The 20,802-nt window shown below is 62.9% G+C and carries 18 protein-coding genes; 8 read left to right on the top strand and 10 right to left on the bottom strand.

Features of this window, described 5'->3' with window-relative positions:
- Positions 1-2 precede the first annotated feature (2 nt).
- Positions 3-1,055: a zinc-dependent alcohol dehydrogenase family protein gene (locus NIBR502772_RS11670; protein ID WP_141140307.1), complete on the bottom strand. Its 1,053-nt coding sequence runs from the start codon at positions 1,053-1,055 to the stop codon at positions 3-5.
- A gap of 249 nt (positions 1,056-1,304) precedes the next feature.
- Here NIBR502772_RS11670 and NIBR502772_RS11665 point away from each other — a divergent pair, with 249 nt between their 5' ends.
- From NIBR502772_RS11665 to NIBR502772_RS11650, 4 genes are read left to right on the top strand one after another with little or no spacing between them, the layout of a single operon-like run.
- Entirely contained in the window at positions 1,305-2,213 is a 909-nt protein-coding gene (locus NIBR502772_RS11665; protein ID WP_141140306.1) for an SMP-30/gluconolactonase/LRE family protein, read from the top strand.
- 14 nt (positions 2,214-2,227) lie between these two features.
- Entirely contained in the window at positions 2,228-3,262 is a 1,035-nt protein-coding gene (locus tag NIBR502772_RS11660; protein WP_141140305.1) for a zinc-binding dehydrogenase, read from the top strand.
- The gene (locus tag NIBR502772_RS11655; RefSeq protein WP_141140304.1) at positions 3,259-4,272 is read left to right on the top strand and encodes a hypothetical protein; all 1,014 of its coding nucleotides are present in this window, start codon (positions 3,259-3,261) and stop codon (positions 4,270-4,272) included. The genes NIBR502772_RS11660 and NIBR502772_RS11655 overlap by 4 nt, the downstream gene beginning before the upstream one ends.
- The gene (locus NIBR502772_RS11650) at positions 4,269-5,054 is read left to right on the top strand and encodes an SDR family NAD(P)-dependent oxidoreductase (protein ID WP_141140303.1); all 786 of its coding nucleotides are present in this window, start codon (positions 4,269-4,271) and stop codon (positions 5,052-5,054) included. Before NIBR502772_RS11655 ends, NIBR502772_RS11650 begins: the two co-directional genes overlap by 4 nt.
- Positions 5,055-5,515: 461 nt before the next feature.
- Here the strand turns inward: NIBR502772_RS11650 and NIBR502772_RS11645 are convergent, their stop codons facing one another.
- Positions 5,516-5,965: a MarR family winged helix-turn-helix transcriptional regulator gene (locus NIBR502772_RS11645; protein ID WP_011691674.1), complete on the bottom strand. Its 450-nt coding sequence runs from the start codon at positions 5,963-5,965 to the stop codon at positions 5,516-5,518.
- Positions 5,966-6,129: 164 nt separating this feature from the next.
- Between NIBR502772_RS11645 and NIBR502772_RS11640 the strand changes: the two genes are divergently transcribed.
- Positions 6,130-7,350, top strand: coding sequence for an MFS transporter (locus tag NIBR502772_RS11640; protein ID WP_141140302.1), 1,221 nt, complete (start codon positions 6,130-6,132; stop codon positions 7,348-7,350).
- A gap of 131 nt (positions 7,351-7,481) precedes the next feature.
- Positions 7,482-8,423: an LLM class oxidoreductase gene (locus NIBR502772_RS11635; RefSeq protein ID WP_141140301.1), complete on the top strand. Its 942-nt coding sequence runs from the start codon at positions 7,482-7,484 to the stop codon at positions 8,421-8,423.
- A gap of 303 nt (positions 8,424-8,726) precedes the next feature.
- Here NIBR502772_RS11635 and pntB read toward each other — a convergent pair whose 3' ends face one another.
- The 8 genes from pntB to glmS all read right to left on the bottom strand — a co-directional run bounded on the left by pntB (position 8,727) and on the right by glmS (position 18,938).
- Positions 8,727-10,202 carry a Re/Si-specific NAD(P)(+) transhydrogenase subunit beta gene (gene pntB / locus NIBR502772_RS11630; RefSeq protein ID WP_246848478.1) on the bottom strand — a complete coding sequence of 492 codons (1,476 nt, stop codon included), beginning with the start codon at positions 10,200-10,202 and terminating at the stop codon, positions 8,727-8,729.
- Entirely contained in the window at positions 10,199-11,755 is a 1,557-nt protein-coding gene (locus NIBR502772_RS11625; protein WP_141140300.1) for a Re/Si-specific NAD(P)(+) transhydrogenase subunit alpha, read from the bottom strand. Before NIBR502772_RS11625 ends, pntB begins: the two co-directional genes overlap by 4 nt.
- Before the next feature lie 520 nt (positions 11,756-12,275).
- On the bottom strand, positions 12,276-13,070 hold the full coding sequence (locus tag NIBR502772_RS11620) for an SDR family NAD(P)-dependent oxidoreductase (protein ID WP_141140299.1): 795 nt from the start codon (positions 13,068-13,070) through the stop codon (positions 12,276-12,278).
- Between the two features lie 52 nt (positions 13,071-13,122).
- Entirely contained in the window at positions 13,123-13,278 is a 156-nt protein-coding gene (locus tag NIBR502772_RS22410; RefSeq protein WP_168223530.1) for a hypothetical protein, read from the bottom strand.
- Positions 13,251-14,054, bottom strand: coding sequence for an ABC transporter permease (locus NIBR502772_RS11615; RefSeq protein WP_168223529.1), 804 nt, complete (start codon positions 14,052-14,054; stop codon positions 13,251-13,253). The genes NIBR502772_RS22410 and NIBR502772_RS11615 overlap by 28 nt, the downstream gene beginning before the upstream one ends.
- Positions 14,055-14,152: 98 nt before the next feature.
- The gene (locus NIBR502772_RS11610) at positions 14,153-15,703 is read right to left on the bottom strand and encodes a sugar ABC transporter ATP-binding protein (protein ID WP_168223528.1); all 1,551 of its coding nucleotides are present in this window, start codon (positions 15,701-15,703) and stop codon (positions 14,153-14,155) included.
- A gap of 1 nt (position 15,704) precedes the next feature.
- Positions 15,705-16,871, bottom strand: coding sequence for a substrate-binding domain-containing protein (locus tag NIBR502772_RS11605; protein WP_141140296.1), 1,167 nt, complete (start codon positions 16,869-16,871; stop codon positions 15,705-15,707).
- 171 nt (positions 16,872-17,042) lie between these two features.
- Positions 17,043-18,938 (bottom strand): glutamine--fructose-6-phosphate transaminase (isomerizing), encoded by a 1,896-nt coding sequence (gene glmS / locus NIBR502772_RS11600; protein WP_141140295.1) that lies wholly within the window; start codon positions 18,936-18,938, stop codon positions 17,043-17,045.
- Between the two features lie 169 nt (positions 18,939-19,107).
- On the opposite strand from glmS, the gene NIBR502772_RS11595 reads away from it, so the two are divergent.
- Both NIBR502772_RS11595 and eda read left to right on the top strand, forming a co-directional pair.
- Positions 19,108-20,136, top strand: coding sequence for an MBL fold metallo-hydrolase (locus NIBR502772_RS11595; protein WP_246848477.1), 1,029 nt, complete (start codon positions 19,108-19,110; stop codon positions 20,134-20,136).
- The gene (gene eda, locus NIBR502772_RS11590; RefSeq protein WP_141140294.1) at positions 20,133-20,801 is read left to right on the top strand and encodes a bifunctional 4-hydroxy-2-oxoglutarate aldolase/2-dehydro-3-deoxy-phosphogluconate aldolase; all 669 of its coding nucleotides are present in this window, start codon (positions 20,133-20,135) and stop codon (positions 20,799-20,801) included. The genes NIBR502772_RS11595 and eda overlap by 4 nt, the downstream gene beginning before the upstream one ends.
- The last annotated feature ends 1 nt before the right edge of the window (position 20,802 follow it).

The raw sequence follows: 20,802 nt of genomic DNA, 5'->3' as shown, positions 1-20,802 counted from the left end.
TGTCAGGGACGAGTGGGAATTACGACCGACTTGATCTGCTCGGAATCGTGCAGGTTATCGAGGGCGGTCTGAAACTGGTCGAGATTGACGACACTTGTGACAATCCCGGCAGTCGAGATCTGGCCGGACTGAAGCGCGAACAGGGCACGCCCGATGCAGTTGGCCTGGGCAAATGAACCTTTGATGGTGAGTTCCCGGCTGAAAACTTCGTAGGGTTTCACAGCTGCGAGGGCGTTTTCTCCGGCGAGTCCATAGACGAGAACTGTGCCGCCGTTGCGGGTGAGGCTGAGGCCGAGCTCAAGTACCGATGTAGATCCGGTTGCCTCGACAACCGCATCGAAGCCCTCAGGCGCGATTCGCCGCAACTCCTCGGCGGCGGCGTCCGGATTCGCGCGGTCGATCTGAACGGCGTGGTTCGCTCCTTGCTTAAGTGCGACGGCGAGCTTGGAGGCAGTGGGGGCGGCGACGGTGACTCGCGCTGCGCCGGCCATTCGCAGCAGTTGGGCGAGGATGAGGCCGGTCGGACCTGCGCCAAAGATCAGCACGTCGGAAGCCGGCTTGAGGGCCAGCACGTCGACTCCGTGCAGGGCGCAGGCAGTTGGCTCGGTCAGCACTGCTATGTCGGCGTGGAGACCGCCCGTGGGAAAGATCTTTGATGCGCTGGCGATCATATAGTCTGCAAAGCCGCCCGAGCGGTCGCATCCGAGCGATCCGAAACTGGCGCAGTAACCTGGCTGTCCTCTCTTACACGATGGACAGTCGCCGCAGAATACAGTCGGGTCTACGACCACTTCGCTGCCAACGGCCGGGCCGGTCGTGCCGTCGCCATAGGCCGCGACCTCTGCGACGATCTCGTGGCCCGGTATCAGTGGGAACTTCGCGATGAAGCCTCCATGAAGGAGGTGTTCGTCCGTCCCACACACACCCACGCGTATCGGACGCAGCAGCACTTCGCCCCGTCCGGGCACGGGAATGGAGATCTGCTCCAGGCTCCAGGATGACCCTTCGTCGAATACGACGGCCTTCATCGTGGCTGTAAGGGAACCGCTCAGCATTGCTCGCTCCTTCGCGAATGATTTCAGATCGACTTATCTCTTGTCGGACATAGCGTCCATCTTATGCATGCTCTTCAGAAATTACTACCATTGGCGTAGACTTTGTTGAAATTAAATTCCCATGATCAATCGGCGGTCACGTCTCCGCCGCACTCGGGCGGAGCGCGCTAAACGCTCCAGGTGTACTGTATTACGGACATGCTGTCCGCCCAATGAAAATATTCCACTTCGATGAAGAAGGTGTAAGCGGTGTCCCGTTCCCCCTGTGAGGAAGCGACAACAATCGCATCCGGATTTAGCTTCCTAGAGAGCCCGCGCTGGCACGAAGGGGCGCTATTCGCCTCCGACTTCTACTCGGAGAGGGTGCTGCGGTTCGACCCGTCGGGCACCCACGAAACCGTGTGCTCGGTTCCCGGCCGCCCATCCGGACTGGGGTTTTCCCCAGACGGCTCGCTCCTGGTCACATCGATGTTAAACCGTGCAGTCATGCGCTGGGACGGCCGCAAACTGTCAGCTCACGCACGCTTCGGGAACCTCATCACCGGCTATGCGAATGACATGCTGGTGACCCCGGAAGGCTGGGCGCTGGTCGGCAGCTTCGGCAATTCTGACGCCCATCCCGATTCGCTGCAACGGACGGGACTTGTGCGGGTGTCGCCCGACGGAACAGCCGACCTCATTGCGCCCGGACTGGTGTTCCCTAACGGCATCGTCTTCACGCCCAACCGCACTGAGATCATCGTGGCGGAGACATTTGCGGCCCGCCTATCTGCGTTCTACTGCTCCGTCGGCGCCGACGGCCGCCCGGAGCTGGGCACCAGGCGCACCTGGAAGCAGTTCGGCGAAGCTCCCGACTACCTCGACATCGCCAGGGCCACCCGGGAACTCGAAGTTCTCCCCGATGGCCTCGCAACCGATTCTGACGGCGCAATCTGGGTGGCATCATCAAACTCCCATGCTGCCCTCCGGGTCTCACCGGAAGGCGAAATCGTTGAGTCGATCGACGTCGGCGAGCTAAGCGTCTATTCACTTGCCCTCGGCGGGGAAGATGGCCGGACGCTCTTTCTGTGCTGTAGCCCGACCTTGGGCACTAGCGATCCAACAACCACGAACGAATCTGTCCTCATGGCCGCCCGCGTCGACGCGCCGGCCGCCTGACTGAAAGGATCATCATGACCACAACCGTTCGCGCCCTGCGCTTCGCCGAGAAGGACCGCGTCTCCGTTGTCGATGCCGCGCTCCCGGAAGCGGGTCCCGGTGAGATCGTGCTGGACGTGAAGGCCGCCGGCCTTTGCGGCAGCGATTTGCACTACTTCCATATGACCCACAACCAGATGCAGAACGCCACCCAGCCGCGCTCCCCCGAAATGACCCCAGGTCACGAGATAGCCGGTGTTGTCGCATCGATCGGCCCGGGTGTCACCCACCCAAGCGTCGGCGACCGCGTCGCTGTTCAGCACTACTCCGGGTGTGGAACCTGCGAAACCTGCCGCAAGGGTTGGGACGTGCACTGCGAAAACGCACGTGTGTACTCCCTCAACCGGCCAGGTGGTTGCCAGGACCAAGTCATAGTGACGGCGAAGGACGCCGTGGTGCTGCCGGACTCGGTGAGCTTCGCCACCGGTGCGTTCCTGGCCTGCGGGGCTACCACCGCATATCAGGCGATCCAACGTTCCGAGGTGCGCCCGGGAGGAACGGTGCTTGTGATCGGCGCCGGACCTGTCGGCCTTGCCGTGCTCACCTGGGCAAGAGCTTTGGGCCTCCACGCCATCGCGACCGACCCGAGTCCGCAACGTCGCAAATTCGCCTCAAAGATCGGGTTCACGGACGTCTACGACTCCAACAATTTCGACATCTCCACGCTCCGTGCAGAAAGGGCGGATGTCGTTATCGAGACCTCAGGCAATATCCATGGCCGGCGCGCGGCGCTCGAAGGGGTACGCACATGGGGAACCGTCGTGTTCGTCGGTCTCGGGCCCGGATTCGATATCGATCCCGTTCCCGATCTCATCATGCGTCAAGTGACACTACGAGGCATGTTCGTGTTCAGCGTCCCACTCATGATGGAAGCTGTCAGAGAAGTTGAGAAGCACAGCGTCGACCTCGACCCGATCATTACCCGCATCTCGAACATCGAAGACGGTCCGGCAGCTTTCGCCGATTTCGCGAACGGCAGCGTGGGCAAAACCGTAATCGGTTGGGCATGATGGTGACAATCTCACGGAATGCCGACTGTCAAACCTACCGGCTTGAGAGCGACCTGCTTGCTGTCACCGTCAACCCTGAGCGCGGTGCGGATGTCCTTTCAGTGATCTGGCGCCCGACGGAGACCGAAGTTCTCTGGCAGAACCCGAGGTCGCGCGGATTGCCGCCTGTGCGGGGCGACTACGATGCTGATCCTCGTTCGTACTTCGACAACTACCCAGGCGGCATGCAGGAACTTTTTCCGAACGCCGGACCTGCGACAGAAGTAGAAGGGGCAACTCTGCCTTTCCACGGGGAGGCGCTGCGACGACCCTGGACCGTAGAGCAAACGGAGTCGACGCTGACGTGTACTACCGTGCTCACGCGGTACCCGTTCGCTTTGACGAAGACGTTCCGACTTGATGGCGGAGTACTTCATGTCTCCGCTCGTGTCGAGAACATTTCCGACACCGAACTGCCGGTCCACTGGGGCTTCCACCCCGCATTCAATACCCAGACCATTGCGGGGTCAGGCCAGGTGTACGGCGCCTTCGCCGCCTTGACGAGTCATCCGGAAAAGTTTTCCTCCTCGCAGCTGCATGCCCCCGGCGCTCGGATCGACGCTTCCCCTGTTGACGGCGTCGGGGTCTTTAATCTGGCACCAGCAGGATCACGCAGTGCCGACCTGCTGTACGCTACGGTCTCCGAAGGCTGGTTCGGGCTTAAATCCCCGGGATCGGATCTCTTGGTAACGATGTCGTGGCCCGCAGAAATCCTCCCCGAACTCTGGATCTGGGAAGAAGCCCACGCGCCTGGCGGCTACCCGTGGTGGGGCACAGCGCACATCGTCGCAGTGGAGCCGCACACCACTTCGCCGTTCGGCCCCCTTGAGAGCGAACATGGCGCGATCAAGATCTCCGGCGGTGACACGCTGCAGATCGAACTTACCCTGGGCGTGCAGCCGATCTCCCAGAAGGAGATCCCCATCGGGATGGACGCAACGGGTGTGGCGCAACTGGGAGTGAAGACATGAACCGATTCGAGGGAAAAGTCGCCATCGTTACCGGAGCAGGCGCAGGGATCGGTCGTGCTACAGCCCTGCGGCTCGCCTCGGAGGGTGCGCTGGTAGCAGTTTTTGATATCTCGCAAGAGGGTGCGGATGAGACGGTTAGGCTCATCGATCAGATTGGCGGCCGCGCCGCTCCTTTCGCCGCTGACGTCTCCGAAAAACGCTCCGTGGAGGGGTCGGTGCGGGCGGTTGTCGACCGGCTGGGCATACCCTTCTGTCTGGTCAACTGCGCCGGCATCCTTAAGATCACGCCTGCGCTTGAGATGAGCGTAGAGGACTTCGATGCCGTAATCGGCGTCAACCTCCGCGGGGCATTCCTCATGTCTACCGCCGTCGCCCGCCATCTGGTGGCGGCCAGCCAGCCTGGTCGGATCGTCAACGTATCGTCAATCCACGCCACGATTTCTCTTCGCGACTCGGCAGGCTATGCCGCCTCCAAGGGCGGGATCGAGGCCCTGACTTTCACGCTCGCAGCCGACTGGGCCGAGTACGGCATCACCGTCAACGCGGTACGGCCGGGCGCCACGTGGTCGGCTCTGACCACACCCATGTACACGCCCGAGGTTCTCTCTGCATTGGAGAGCCGTATCCCTCTCGGTTCCGTCGCACAGGCCGAACAGGTCGCGTCGGCGATCGCCTACCTAGCGTCGGAAGAGGCGTCGTACTCGACCGGTGCAGTTCTCGCCGTAGATGGTGGGTACACGGTCAACGGCGACCTGCCAGGCAATGAGTACTCCTCGATGTGATCAACTACGAAACTGCACCACGCCCCAGGAGTCAGTAGCGGACAGCGGCAGTTGCCCGGCTCGCCGGGCAACTGCCGGGAACTTCTGCGGGTGGCGGTTGACTGCAACGAGCTGAAAACGTTGCCTACGCCAGAAGGCGATTCGCGATAGCCGCCCCGCACTTACGAGCGGGGCGGCTATCATACATTCGGGCGAGTTGGTATGCCCCGGTGGCGATGACGCTTGGACCGTTATCTTCCGGTAAGCCGTGCACCGACGGTCCGTACCCGTGACATCGCCGAATGCCAGAACACATGCTGCGCTTGGCAAACTACTATGCGGCCAGCACTCCAACGCTGCGGGTGATTCGGCGATCCGCGGAGCTGTCATCGCAAACCTCGAGTCAACCCCGTCTTTCAAATCTACTCATGTGCTAACGGAATTCCGTTCGAGCCACATTGAACTCGCCCAGCTTGCGCATTTCAAACGGATGCGTGCAGTTTGGGTAGCGCGTCGACCAGCGGGGCCAGTTCGGGTACTGTCTGGGCTTCGGCGAGGGCGCGTTCCAGCGTGGCGTCGTGGGTGGGGCGTGCCTCTTCAAGCAGCCTGATTCCGTTGTCGGTGAGTTCGGTGTAGATGCCGCGCCGGTCATCGGCGCAGAGGATGCGGGTCAGCAGGCCGCGGTCCTCGAGCCTGTTTACCAGCCGCGTGGTGGCGCTGGCGCTGAGCGCGGTGGCGCGGGCCAGCTGCTGCATGCGCATGTGCCAGCCGTCCTGGCGGCTGAGGGCGTCGAGGACCGTGTATTCGACGACGGAGAGCTGGGCTTCGGCCTGGAGCGAGCGTTCCAGTTCCGACTCGATCAGGCCGTGCAGGGCTGCGAGGGTCCGCCAGCCCTGCGCGCGGACTTCAACGGCGTCGTCCTTGATGCCCATCTGGTACTTCCCTTCGGATCGTGTGCCCGCGGCTGTGAAGCGGGGCACAACAAATAATAGTTGCTTGCGCGTGGTATCTGCTTGTGCAACAATAAATAACGCGTCTGCAACTACTAGCTTACGCGCCCTACCCCATTCCGTACAGTTTTTGAAGGAGCTTCACCATGCCTATTGGCCTGATAGCCCTCGCCCTCGGCGGGTTCGGGATCGGACTCACCGAGTTCGTGATCATGGGCCTGCTGCCCGAGGTTGCCGCTGACTTCAGCGTCAGCGAGGCCACGGCCGGCTGGCTGATCTCCGGCTACGCCCTCGCCGTCGTCGTCGGCGCCCTCCTGCTCACCGCGGCCGTGACCCGCTTCGAGCGCAAGCCAGTCCTGGCCGTGCTGATGGTGCTCTTCATCGGCGGTAACCTGGTCTCCGCCCTCGCCCCCGACTACTCCATGATGATAATCGGCCGGATCGTTGCCGCCCTGGCCCACGGTGCGTTCTTCGGCATCGGGGCAGTAGTGGCCGCTGACATGGTGGCCCCCACCAAGAAAGCCGGCGCCATCGCCATCATGTTCACCGGACTCACCGCCGCCAACGTCCTGGGCGTTCCGTTCGGCACCATGCTCGGCCAGGCGGCAGGCTGGCGCTCCACGTTCTGGGCCATCACGGGCATCGGCGTCCTGGCCCTCGTCGGCATCCTGACCCTGGTCCCTAAGACCGGCCGCGGCGACACCGCCCCCGGGAGCCTCCGCAGCGAACTGCGCGCCTTCCGCTCCGGCCAGGTCTGGCTGTCCATCCTCGTCACCATCCTCGGCTACGGCGGCATGTTCGGCGCCTTCACCTACATTGCCTTCACCCTCACCGAGGTCACGGGCTTCGCGGCCTCCACCGTGCCCTGGCTCCTGATCCTCTTCGGCGTTGGACTGTTCATCGGCAACACCGTGGGCGGCAAGGCCGCGGACCGAAACGTGGACCGCACCCTCCTCGTGGTCCTGGCAGTGCTCGTGGCGGTCCTCGTGGGGTTCGCGCTGACCGCCGGCAACCAGCCCCTCACCATCGCCTCCATCGTCCTGCTCGGCGGCTTCGGCTTCGCGACGGTCCCCGGACTGCAGATGCGGGTCATGAAATACGCCCACAGCGCCCCCACTTTGGCCTCCGGCGCCAACATCGGCGCGTTCAACGTCGGAAACGCCCTCGGCGCCTGGCTCGGCGGCGTGACCATCACCGCCGGCCTCGGCTACACCTCGCCGATCTGGGCCGGAGCCGGCATCACGCTCCTGGGCCTCGGCGTGATGGCCATCGCCGCAATCAGCGCCAAACGCTCTAAAACGGCGGCCACTATTGGCGACAACACCTCTGAAACCGCGACTGACGCCGTCGTAGAAGCATCAATTTAGCGGAACCTCACCACCTCAAGGAAGCAATCATGACTTCGGATCGTACGGCCGCCCTCTCATCCACTCAAGCCCGGAAATCAGGTCAGCCGCGGTTTCGCGCACTAGATGTTCTGAGCAGGCAGGGCCGGGGAATGACCCTGGGGGTCGAGCTCCCCCTCGACAACGACTTCGCTGCTCGCGGCCCGGCCGGGAAGAAAATGACCTCAACCTTCGGAATACCGGACCTGCAGCAACATCGCGAGCGGGCAGTGCTCGCGGACAAGCTGGGTTTCAAGGCGTTGTGGCTGCGTGACGTGCCGTTGTGGATTCCGGAGTTCGGTGACGCCGGACAGGTTTTTGACCCGTTTGCCTATCTCGGGTTCCTCGCTGGTGTCACCGACAACATTCTGTTGGGAACAGCCGCCGTCGTGCTGCCCCTGCGGCACCCGCTGCATGTTGCGAAAATGGCGGCCACCGTCGATCAGCTGTCCGGGGGACGGCTGATCCTCGGTGTCGCCTCCGGGGACCGTCCCGCTGAATATCCGAATTTCGGCGTGGACTTTGAGTCGCGCGGCGAACAGTACCGAACAGCCGTGAGTACGCTCAGGCGTCTCTGGCGCGACAGCGCTGAACTCCCGAGTGCCAGCATGAAGGTCCTTCCGGCACCACATGAGGGGTCAATTCCGCTGATCGCGGTGGGGCGTGCCCAGCAGAGCACGGAGTGGGTGGCCGAAAACATGGACGGCTACATGACCTATCACCGTCCGGCCCATTTCATGAAGCCCGTAACGGACAAATGGAAACACTCAGTCCCGGGGGGCGAGTACAAACCGGCGATTACCACGATGCTGGTGGATCTGCTCGACGACCCCAACGCCCCGGCGGAGCCCATCAGGTTCGGGGCGCGTTTGGGGCGCCGCCAGCTGCAAAGCTATCTCTGCGAGCTCGAGGGCGCGGGTATTGCGCACGTTGCACTAAACTTCCGTCCCAGTTCCCGGCCAGTCGAAGAGGCTCTCGAAGAGATAGCCGAGCATGTGCTGCCCGCCTTCAGCGGTGAGGCGCCGGAACCTCCCCACGGCGTTGCTCGCGGTTGACGAGTTCACGACGCCTTTGCTGCGAAATTTTCGCTGGCATGGCCACCGCGGGCAGCAGCTTGTTCAGTCGGTTGGGGTTTGCAGGTAAAGTGTGTGGCCGGGGCCTGCGGTCCAGTCTCGGGCCACGATGCTCACGCGGCGGGTTCGTGCCGAGTTCCCAAATCATTGTCCGGCGCGAGTGATCCGAGAGCTGGTACCTCTCCCGGATCGTCGCGACGGCCATCGTATTCGTGCTGTGGTCTTGCGGGGAGGCGAAAACCCGTCAGCGGACACGACGTCCCGTCGCCTCCGTCCTCCGTTCGCTTAGAACGCTTTGAGGATGTCTTCGACGCGTTGTTTGGCATCGCCGAAGAGCATTTGGGAGTTGTCGCGGTAGAAGAGGGGGTTTTGGACGCCGGCGTAGCCGGCGGCCATGGAGCGTTTGAACACGATGACGTTTTCGGCTTCCCAGACGCGGAGGACGGGCATTCCGGCGATGGGGCTTCCCGGGTCTTCGGCGGCGGAGGGGTTGACGGTGTCGTTGGCGCCGATGACGAGGACGACGGAGGTGTCGCCGAGGTCGTCGTTGATTTCGTCCATTTCCAGGACGATGTCGTAGGGGACTTTGGCTTCGGCGAGGAGTACGTTCATGTGCCCTGGCAGGCGCCCGGCGACGGGGTGGATGCCGAAGCGGACGTTGACGCCCTTCTCGCGGAGCTGGTGGGCGAGTTCAGCGACTGGGTATTGGGCTTGGGCGACGGCCATGCCGTAGCCGGGGGTGATGACCACGGACGAGGCGTTGGTCAGCATTTCGGCGGTGGCCTGGGCCGTGATTTCGCGGTGCTCACCGTACTCTGCGTCGGCCGCGGCGGGGGCGGCGATGCCGAAGCCGCCGGCGATGACGGAGATGAAGGACCGGTTCATGGCCTTGCACATGATGTAGGACAGGTACGCGCCCGAGGAGCCGACGAGGGCGCCGGTGATGATGAGCAGGTCGTTGTTGAGCAGGAAGCCTGCGGCGGCGGCGGCCCAGCCGGAGTAGCTGTTGAGCATGGACACGACGACGGGCATGTCGCCGCCGCCGATGGAGGCCACCAGGTGCCAGCCCAGCCCCAGGGCGAGGACGGTGACAACGATCAGCAGCCACAGCTGGGAGTCGTTGACGTACCAGACCGTCAGGGCAACGAACGCGGCGAGGGCACCGAGGTTGATCGCGTTCTTCCCCTGCAGCATCAGCGGTGAGGACTTCATCCGGGCCGAGAGTTTCAGGAACGCCACGATGGAGCCGGTGAACGTCACCGCACCGATGAAGACCCCGATGAACACCTCGGCATGATGGACAGCCGTCAGGTCCGGGGACAGGGCCGGGGCTTCGAGGTGGCCGTTCCAGCCCACGAGCACGGCGGCGAGGCCAACGAAGCTGTGCAGCAGCGCGATAAGTTCGGGCATGCCCGTCATCTCCACCACGCGTGCGCGCCAGAGCCCGATGGCTCCGCCGACCAGCACCGCAGCCAGGAGCAGGACCAATCCGGTGAGGCCATGGCCGGTGCCCCAGGCGCCCTGGAGGGTCAGCCAGATGGTGGCCGCCAGGGCGATGACCATCCCGGTGATGCCGTAGATGACCCCTGCCCGGGCCTTTTCATGCTTGCTCAGCCCGGCAAGGCTGAGGATGAACAGCAGGGCTGCGACGATGTAGGCCGCCCCCGCGATGGAGTCGGCGGTCAATGGACCGGAGACGGTGTCAGACACAGTAAAGCTCCTCGTTAAAATTCCTGCTGCGGCTTCGGGTACGGCGCTCATGAACGTGCCTTGTCACCGCGGGAGAACATCGCGAGCATCCGCCGGGTAACAGCGAACCCGCCGAAGATGTTGATGCTGGCCAGCAGGACCGCGACCGCAGCGAGAACCTGCATGACAGGGTTCTCGGAGGTCACCTGCAGCAGTGCACCGACGACGATAATCCCGGAGATGGCGTTGGTGACCGACATCAGCGGGGTGTGGAGGGCATGGTGCACTTTCCCGATGACATAAAAGCCCACCACGACCGAGAGCATCAGCACAGTAAAATGCTGCGGCAGCGGCGCCGGCGCAACCGTATTGACCACAAACAACGCTGCGATGCCCGCGGCAACGAGTCCGGCCTTACCGGCGGCGCTGAGCCCTTCCTTCTTCTTCGGCGCAGCGCTCTCGGCGGCTGTGGTCTGCGGCTGTGCCGTCGGTGCGACCGAGACCTGGACCGGGGGCGGCGGCCAGGTCTTCTCCCCGTTGCGCACCACGGTCACTGAGCGCTGCACGACGTCGTCGAAGTCGATTCGCAGCTGGCCGTCCTTCTCCTTCGTCAGGAGCTTGAGCAGGTTCAGCATGTTCGTCCCGTACAACTGGGAGGCCTGGGCCGGCAACCGGGCCGGAAGGTCGGTGTAACCGAGGATCACCACACCGTTTTCCGTCACCACCCGTTCCCCGGCGACCGAGCCTTCCACGTTCCCGCCCTGCCCGGCAGCCATGTCAACGATCACGCTGCCCGACTTCATGCCGGCCACATCCTCTGCCGTCAACAGCCTCGGCGCAGGACGCCCCGGAATCAGGGCCGTGGTGATGATGATGTCCACGTCCCGGGCCTGCTCGGAGTAGATCTCCGCAGCACGGGCGTTGTACGCCTCTGACGTGGCTTTGGCGTACCCGTCGGCGGACTTCATCTCCTCCTCGACCTCCACCTTGAGGTAGGTCCCGCCGATGGACTTCACCTGATCGGCCACCTCGGGCCGCGGATCCGTCGCCCGCACAATCGCACCCAGGCTGGACGCAGCACCGATCGCTGCCAGGCCTGCAACCCCGGCACCGGCCACGAGGACCTTAGCCGGCGGAACCTTGCCCGCCGCGGTCACCTGGCCGGTGAAGAACCGGCCGAATTCGTGGGCTGCCTCGATCACGGCGCGGTAGCCGGCAATGTTCGCCATTGAACTGAGCACGTCCATCGACTGCGCCCGCGAGATCCGCGGCACGGCATCCAACGCCAGCGCCGTGATGGGCCGCGCCGCCAGTGCCTCCACCAGCTCCGGACGCAAACCCGGACTCAATGAGCCGATCAGTGTGGAACCGTCGGCCAGGCGGCCGATCTCCTCCTCAGTGGGCGGATTGATCCGCAAAACCACGTCGCTGCCCCACGCCTCGTCGGCGCCCACAATCATTGCGCCCGCTGCCTCGTAGGCGGCATCACGGAACGACGCAGCCTCCCCCGCACCCTTCTCGACCACAACCTCGTAGCCCAACTCCAACAACTTCCCCACGGTGACAGGCGTCGCCGCCACCCTCGTCTCGCGACCCAACTCGGCCACAATGCCAATACGTGTCACGTTCACTCTTCCTCTTCCAGTCAATCCGACGTAGCGAAATATTCGGCGAAGCCACTGTGTGGACGCTCGATCTCCTGCTCCCCATAGACGGGTTCTCCAATGGGAATTAGCCGCGGGGGCATGAATTTGGACATGCTGACATTTCTCGTCCTCGTGGTCGGCAGTGGCCACTTCGGATGCGTGCACGAGCTCCATGACGTGCTGCCGGTTGAACACGTCGGCTGGGCTCCCGGGCTGTCACCGGAACTCCGGTGCGCGACGAAGCAGAATTACAGCGTCGACTTGAGGAGCGCCCGTTCGGCACCGCGGTGAGGGGCCAGACCGGTGCGGGTTCCGCCAGAAGAGGCGGCGACAGTTCCGCGCTTGGAGCGGCGGTTCTGCCCAAGCAAGATGCTGATCCCACGGGGGCGGCTTAACCCAGCGCTCAATTGCGGCGTATGTGCAAAGAGGGGTGGGCACGCCCGTGCCCACCCCTCCCGCGCCCCTCCTCCGCTTGAGCCGTGAACTCCTGGGGTGCTTCTTAGAAGATTGCTCGGCGGGTGCCGCCATCCACGGAAACGGCGGCGCCAACGGTCGCCGACGCTTGCGGGGAACTGAGATAGACGACCAAGTTGGCGACTTCGTCTGTTGTCGCTGCGCGCTGGAGCAGCGAGGTCGGTCGGTGCTCCCTGACGAAGTCGTCGGTCTGTTCCTGGGCGGAGAGCTGGGAGTCACCGCCCATCTTCACAACGAAGTCGGATACGCCCTCGGAGAAGGTCGGTCCTGGAAGCACTGAGTTGACGGTAACTCCAGTCCCGGCGGTCAGTTCCGCCAGCCCACGTGAGATTCCCAGCTGCATAGTCTTTGTTGCTCCGTAGTGCATCATTTCTGGCGGAATTTGCAGTGCAGATTCGCTCGAGATGAATACGACTCGACCCCAGCCGCACTTCATCATCCCCGGAAGATACTGGCGGGCAGTCTTGATTCCCGTGAGGACGTTGACTTCGAAATATCGGATCCATTCGTCGTCGTCGATGTCGAAGAACGACTTGGGCTCAAAAATGCCCAGGTTATTGATCAGGATGTCCACGGCGGGAAGAGCCTCGAAGAGTTGGGCGGTTCCCTCGTCCGAGCAGAGGTCAACAGCCAGTGGTATCAGGGTCCCTGGAAGGTTGAGATTGTTAACCGTCTGGGCGGCTTTCTCCACCCGTTCCGGATTGCGTCCTGTGATGGTCACGGTGGCACCCGCCGCCGCGAGGCCCTTGGCAATCGCGAGCCCGATTCCCTGACTGGACCCTGTAACCAGCGCTTTTTTTCCTTCAAGATTGATGTTCACGTGTTTCGCCTTCTTGTTGTTGTGGTGGCTTATTCAGGTCTTGATGCAGCGCCTAGGTGGCTTCGCCGCGCAGGAATCTGGTTGCGGCGACTGCGGCAATGAGGGCCGTTCCGGTGAACAACGGCTCAATCCAGAACGGCGCTCCGATGAGTGCCAGCCCTGTGGTGCCGACCTGGAGCGTTATGACGGCGACGATGGTGCCCCACACGTTAAAAGTACCCGGGAGGAACGCGGTGGCGCCCAGGAAAACTGCGGCATAGGCAGGAAGCAGCATGGGGGGCCCACCGTTGGGCTGCCGCTTCCGAGGATTCCTGCCTGGATCACACCGGCGATTCCGGCCAGGGCCCCCGCCCCAGCGAACGCTCCAATGGTGAACCGCGGTACGGCGATCCCGGAGAGGCGCGCGGCATCCCTCGACCCGCCAATTGCGTACAGAAAGCGCCCGGCGGGCGTCTGGGACAGTATGTACCAGACAATCAGCCCTATGGCTGCCGCGACGACCACGGGCAAGGGAATGCCGAGCAGGTTGCCTTGCCCGAGCCCGGTTAGCTCCTCGGGGATGTTCTCGTAGAAGACGTTCCCGAGCGTGTAGGCGCCGATAAGTCCGGTGAGGATGGTGCTCATGCCAATAGTGACGATGAAGGAGTTGATCCCCACCTTGCTGACCAGCAGGCCGTTGATTAGTCCAACAGCGGTGCAGGCCGCAATGGCGGTGATCATGGCGGGGACCGCCGGCATGCCCTGCTGTGAAGTCAGGCCTGTCACCAGGATCAGTCCGAGGCCCAGGTTGGCAGCCACGGAGAGATCAAGTTCTCCGACGATCAGCGGAAGGAGCAGCCCGATTGCAAGGATTGTCAGTACCGCCTGCAGGTTCAGCACTGTTTTGAGGTTGTCCACCGTTGCAAAGGTGTCGGGGGCCGCAAGGGAGAAAACGATAATCAGGAGCATCAGGAGCAGCGGCAGCGCTATCCGGGCGAAGAACAATGGCAGCGCCTCATTTTGCCGCCTTCGCAGGATGCGAAATCCGGTTTTTCTAGGCTCACGGGCTGTTGATGGGGCAGATGACGGGTCGAGGGTCGAGGTCATGACGTTGTTTCCTTAGTTCGTTCGCCGTCGAAGTACATCGACTGCGTGACCTTGCCGGCGGTAAGGCCGGCGGTTGATTCCTCGGCAACGATGCGTCCATGCCGGAGAATGAGGATCCGATGACTGAGGGCAATCATCTGTTCGATCTCGGAAGAGATCAGCACGACCGCGGCGCCCCGTTCAGCCGCGCGGTTGATGAGGTCGAATATCTCCGCGCGGGCGCCGATGTCCACACCTTGGACGGGTTCGTCGAAGATGACAATGTCGGGACTGGTTTCCAGCCATTTGGCGATGACCACTTTTTGCTGGTTTCCCCCGGACAGCACCTTGAAAAGCCTTTGGGAGGACGCCGGTCTGACGTCGTACTCGCCGATCTTTTGAGCTATCCACTTTCGTTCCGTTCCGGTTGAGAGCCTGACTCGCCGCCAGAACCGGTCGATGGACGTAATGGTGAGGTTCTCCCCGACGCTCATGTCCAGCACTCCGCCGTCCCGACGACGGTTCTCTGGGATGAGTGCGATCTTCCGCGCCACCGCGTCCCTCGGCGTCCGGAACCGGCATTCACTGCCTTTGACTGTGATGGTGCCACGGACGGGTTCCTGGGCGCCAAAGAGTATACGGGCGAGTTCACTCCGGCCGGATCCGAGCATCCCGGCGACGCCGATGATTTCGCCGGCACGGATCGTGAATGAGACATCCTTCAGTCGTTTTCCGGTTAGTCCCCGGACGTCCATGAGCTCACGTCCTGGCATCCCCAGCTCACGGGCGAGGGGCAAAGCCTCGACGTCCCGCCCCACGATCAGGCGGACAAGGCTCTTGCGATCCGTGTCAGCGATGCCGATGGTTTCAATATTCCGGCCATCCCGCAGGACCGTGGCCCGGTCCGCGAACGAGGCCAGCTCTTCGAGTTTATGGGTCACATAGAGCACAGCCACGCCGCTTTCAACCACTTTCCGGACGGCGGCGAAGAGCAGCGCAGCTTCCGAGTCGGGCAAAGCAGCCGTGGGCTCATCCAGCACCAGCACCTTGGCCCCTTCACCGGCTGAGCTTAGCGCCCTGGCTATCGCCACGATGGTCTGTTGCGCGATCGGCAAGCGCCCCACGGGGGTGTTGGGGTCGAGGTCGGCGTGCCCCAAGCGGGCGAGTTCCGCAACGGTGTTTTCCCGCATTCGCGACCAGCGGATCCTCGAAAACAACCCCGATCCGTAGCTCCTTGAGGCTTCGAAGTTCTCGGTGATGGACAGGTTCGGAATGAGTCCAAGGTCCTGATGCACGAACACCAGACCCATTGCCGCCGCTTGGGCGGGCTCGAAAGGCAACGTGACGGGAACGCCGTCGAGGGTCATTTCTGCGCCTTCGTCGGGATGATGGAACCCTGCAAGGCATTTGATAAGCGTCGACTTTCCGCAGCCGTTCTGGCCCAGGAGCGCGTGTACTTCCCCCGCGCGCAGCTCCAGGGCCACCGTATCGAGAGCCTTTTGTCCGACGAAGGTCTTGGACAGGCCCCGCACCGTCAGGACAGTGCGGGGCGAATCGGCGGTGTTCACGTCAGCCGACCTTCCACAGTCCCTTGTAAAGGGCGACTCCGTCGAAGTCTCCATCCCAGCCGCCGGAAGCCGGGGCGTTCTCCGCTGTAACGAGCTTGCCGGTGATGCCCTGGTCCTGCGGCTTCTGGCCACTGAAGATCCTGTTGAGATTGTCCACCTGGCCGTAACCTGCACGGCCGAAGGCGAATCCGATGGACGCCGCCTGGAAACCCCCCTTGCGGATCATCTCGGTATTGGCCACGTCGGCGTCCACCGAAATTCCGAAAGCTTTCTTGGAATCAGCCAGCCCTGCCTGCTGTAGCCCCTGGGAGAAGAACAGCATGGCCGCGTCGAATCCTGCGAACAGCACGTTGTAGCGCGGGTTGCTGCGGGCCAACTGGGCAACGCGCCCTGGCGCGACGGTGCTGATTTCACCTGCCAGGAACGAGCTCTCGGCTACCTGCTCGCAACCTGCTCCGGCAGCTTTGCAGTCCTCAATGAACTGTTTGAGGCCGCTCACGCGCGCCTTCACGGTGTCGAATTCCGGATCGGTCAGGACGATGAATTTCGGTGCTGAATTGAAACGCTTGCGCGCTTCAAGGAACGCGAACTCCCCCAAGAGGTATCCTGCTTTGTTGTTTGCGTCCAGAGCTGGAATCAGCGACTGGTAAAGGTCATCCTTGTTGCCGCACATGTTGCAGGTGACGGCGATGCCTGCATCCCTGGCCGACTTGATGTCACCCTGAACTGCAGCGGCGTCGATGGACGTCAACGCAATGGCATCGACTTTCCGGGAGACTGCCCGCTGGATGGCCGCGGAGATCTTGGTGCTGTCGCTCGCGGGGTCGTCGATGCTCGCGTCCCAGCCAAGCAGCCGCGAGGCTTCCTGCGTTGAACGGGCCGGCCGCGCGCACCCTTCCACGGCCATGGAACAAGGAATGATCACGATCTTCTTGGGCCCGTTGGAGAGCGATGCGCTGGCTGGGACGGGGTTGGTCGTGGTGGTCTGCGGTGCGGTTGCAGCTGCGACGTCGGCGGTGACTTTTGCCGTGAACGCCGCTGACGCCTCGGAGTCTGCCTGTGACGTCTGGCTGGCCGGGGCGGGACCGCAGGCCGTGGTCAGTGCGACAAGGCAGGCAAGCACGGCTACTGCCGCGCTCCCCCGGTAGCGGTTTCTCCGTTGAAACATGGTGGGCCCTCTCTGAATGTGCACTGCAGGCGCTCTGGCGGCAGGATCTATGCGGCCGGGACCAGTTGGTGCTGCAGTGGCATTACCGTCATTGGTAACAGCATCAAATTAGCAGGAATTTCCCGTCATGACCATAGTTTCGGCAAAAAGTTCTATCTATGGCCATCGCGGCTATTCTACGGTGACTGACTTGGCGAGGTTCCGAGGCTGGTCAATGTCCAGCCCCTTCGCGTCCGCCAGCCTGGCAGCAAAAATTTGCAGCGGGATGGTGGTTAGTAGTGGCGCCAGGAGCGGGTTTGATGCCGGCACGGCCACGACCACATCCGCCCACGCCCCAGTCACTGCGTCCCCTTCCTCACAGACGCTGATGACGCGACCGCCGCGCGCCTTGATCTCCTGGATCGTCGACATCATCTTCGCGTGAAGGGTCCGACTCCTCACGAGTGAGGGCACAATGACGATGACCGGCTGTCCGGGCTCGATGAGGGCAATGGGACCATGCTTAAGCTCGCCGGCCGCAAAGCCTTCGGCGTGAATGTACGCCAACTCCTTCAGCTTCAGGGCCCCCTCCATGGCCACCGGGTGCCCGACATGCCTACCGATGAAGAGTACCGCCGTCGTATCGGCCAGCGATTCGGCGAGCGCGGCGATCTGTTCCTCCGCCGCCAGTGCCCGTTGGATCTTTTCCGGCATGCCTCCTAGTTCGAGGATTGCCCCGGAAATTTCCAGCGGGTCCCCGGTCCCCCGCAACTGGGCAAGATAGAGAGCGAGCAGGAGCGCGGCTGTCACCTGGGTAAGGAACGCCTTAGTGGAGGCCACGGCCACCTCAGGACCTGCATGCGTGTACAACACACCGTCGGATTCACGCGGAATAGTCGCTCCCACGGTGTTGCAGATGGCGAGCACCTTGGCTCCTTGTTCAAGGGCGTACCGCACGGCCATCAGCGTGTCCATCGTCTCGCCGGACTGCGATATGGCTATCACCAGCGTCCTGTCATCAAGCATCGGACAGCGGTAACGGAACTCGTGGGCAAAGTCGACTTCAACCGGAATCCTGGACCAGCGCTCTATGGCGTATTTCGCAATCTGCCCGGCATAGGAGGCCGTACCGCAGGCCACGACGATGATCTTCCGGACGCCGGCCAGAGCTGCGTCACTGATTCCAAGCTGGCCCAGAGACAGCGTCCCGTCTGCGCCGATCCTCCCTCGGAGAGTGCGGCGGACCGCTTCTGGCTGCTCCTGGATCTCCTTCGCCATGAACGATGAATGGCCATCCTTCGTGGCCGAACTGGCGTCCCAGTCGACGACGAATTCCTTACCGGCAGCACGTTTGCCGTGGAAATCAGTGATGGTCACTTCGTCAGCCGTGAGGCTGACAACCTGATCCTGCCCGAGCTCAATGGCGCGGCGGGTTGAGTCTATGAACGCCGACACATCCGATCCGAGAAAATTTTCGCGTTCACCCCGGCCAACCACGAGCGGGGAATTCCTCCGCGCCGCGACGATGAGTCCGGGATGATTGCTATGTACCGCAAGAAGCGTGAAGGACCCCTCCAGCTCCGCGCAGGTACGGCGCATGGCTGCCGCCAGAGCATCACCGCCAGCCTGATCCCCACCCAGGGTGAGGTAGACATCAGCCAGTAGTGCAGCTGCGACTTCGGTGTCGGTCTCCGAGAGAAACACGTGGCCACGGGCCGTCAAGCAGCTCCGCAACGGGCCGGAATTTTCGATGATCCCGTTGTGAATGACTGCCAATCGGCCATCATCAGCAAGGTGCGGATGGGCGTTCGCGTCCGTCGGCGCCCCGTGCGTGGCCCACCGCGTATGGCCTATGGCTACCTGCGCGGGGGGCAGCGGGTTGGAGCGGAGAAGGTTTTCAAGATTCGCTAACTTTCCAGCTTTCTTTCGGGAGCTGATCCCGCGGTCAGCGAGCACGGCCACGCCCGCCGAGTCGTACCCCCTGTATTCAAGGCGGCTCAAGCCACCGAGGACGACGTTCAGGGCACGATTTCCGATATTGCCCTGGTCTTGGTTGACGCTTCCGACATATCCCACGATTCCACACATGGCCCCCAGCTTACATCTGTTGGGAATTTTCTTCCCAAACTATTTTCTTGTCGGAAAATTCTTGCTACTGTGTGATCAAGAGCAACGCCAATGGCAACGGCGACCGCTTACTGGACACCAGAAAGGCACCGAAAATGTTCAATCGCACACAACGGCGTGTCACGGCTTTGTGGCAAACTTCTCCGGGGAACAGCGCCACCGTGTCACCGTCGCACACGCGGCAGCCTCCGATGGCGGCGTGATCGACGTGGACGAACCGACCGTTCCCTCCGAAGCGGATGGTGACCCTGTGAACTTCCCTCTGGTCCGCCTAATTCCCGACGGACCGGCTGCAGACTACCTCACCGCTGCCGCCGCTCCATCGGGGGACGTCAGGTTCTGGTGGTTGGGCCAGGCCGGATTTGCTCTGGAACACGACGGACGCCGGATACTCATTGATCCCTATCTCTCGGACAGTCTCGCCACCAAATACGCGGGGACCATCTTCCCGCACACTCGCCTTCATCCAGTCCCTGTGGACCCGGAACAGATGGTGGGCATACAGGCTGTCCTTCACAGCCACGCCCATACTGACCATTTGGATCCGGAGACCGTCCGGGCCCTGCAGACGAGGAACCGTCCTTTCTTCCTTGCCCCCAGGGCACGAACCCAGGTGGCCATGGACCGGCACATCCCCGTCGAGCTGTTGATTCCGGTCACAGCCGGCAGCAGCGTGGAACTAGCCAGCGACATCAGCGTCACCGTCGTCCCGGCAGCCCACGAAGATCTGGAAACCGACATCAACGGGGATTCCGTTTTCCTGGGCTACATCATCGACATCGCAGGCGTGAAGATATACCACTCTGGCGACTGCGTCCCCTACCAGGGCCAGGCAGAACTCCTCCGCAACATGCGGGTCGACCTTGCGCTGCTCCCCATCAACGGCAGGGACAGCCACCGGCTTCAGAACGGGGTGCCAGGGAACTTCACGGTAAATGAAGCCCTCGAACTGTGCGCGGCGGCGGACATCCCGGCCGTCGTCGGGCACCACTTCGGCCTCTTTGACTTCAACACAGTAGACCCCGGCGTCGCGGCACAGGAGCTCACGCGCTTAGCCGGCGACGTGCAGTGGACGCTCCCGTCCCTCGGACAGGCCTACCACATCACCCCCGCCCGGACAGCCAACATCCCGCAGAACGAAAGAAGGCAAACGGCATGAACGCCGAGGACCTGCTCCAGAGACTTCGCGAACTCGCGATAGTGCCCGTCATCGAAATCGAATATGCAGACGACGCAATTCCGCTGGGCAAGACACTTGTCGACGCGGGCCTTCCCGTCGCGGAGATCACCTTCAGAACCCCCGTCGCGGCCGACGCCATCGCCCGCATGGTGGACAACGTCCCAGGACTGCTGGTCGGGGCCGGGACCATCCTGTCCGAAGAAGACGTCGACGCAGCAGCAGACGCCGGTGCACACTTCATCGTCTCCCCGGGGCTCAACGCCTCGGTCGTGGAGCGGGCCAGGCAACGCTCCATCCCTATCATTCCAGGCGTCACCTCGCCGTCAGAAATCGAGGCGGCGCGGTCCCTTGGGCTGCGTTTACTCAAGCTCTTCCCGGCCGAGGCCATCGGTGGCATACCCCTGGTCAAGGCCCTCAGCGCCCCGTACCCGGACGTGTCGTTCATGCCCACCGGCGGGATCACCGCAGACACCGTCTCAGCGTGGTTGGCCCAGCCATCCGTGGCCGCCTGCGGCGGATCCTGGATCGCCACCAAGGATGCCGTAACCGGCCGGCGCTGGGAGGAAATCACCACCAAGGCAGGCCAAGCAGCTGAACTCGCCGCCAGCTCCCCTCGCTCCCACACGGCGGGAACCCGGGCCTAAG

Source organism: Pseudarthrobacter sp. NIBRBAC000502772, from assembly GCF_006517235.1.
Taxonomy (GTDB): domain Bacteria; phylum Actinomycetota; class Actinomycetes; order Actinomycetales; family Micrococcaceae; genus Arthrobacter.
The sequence above is the reverse complement of the archived record's forward strand: the minus strand, read 5'-3'. Positions and strand labels throughout refer to the sequence as shown.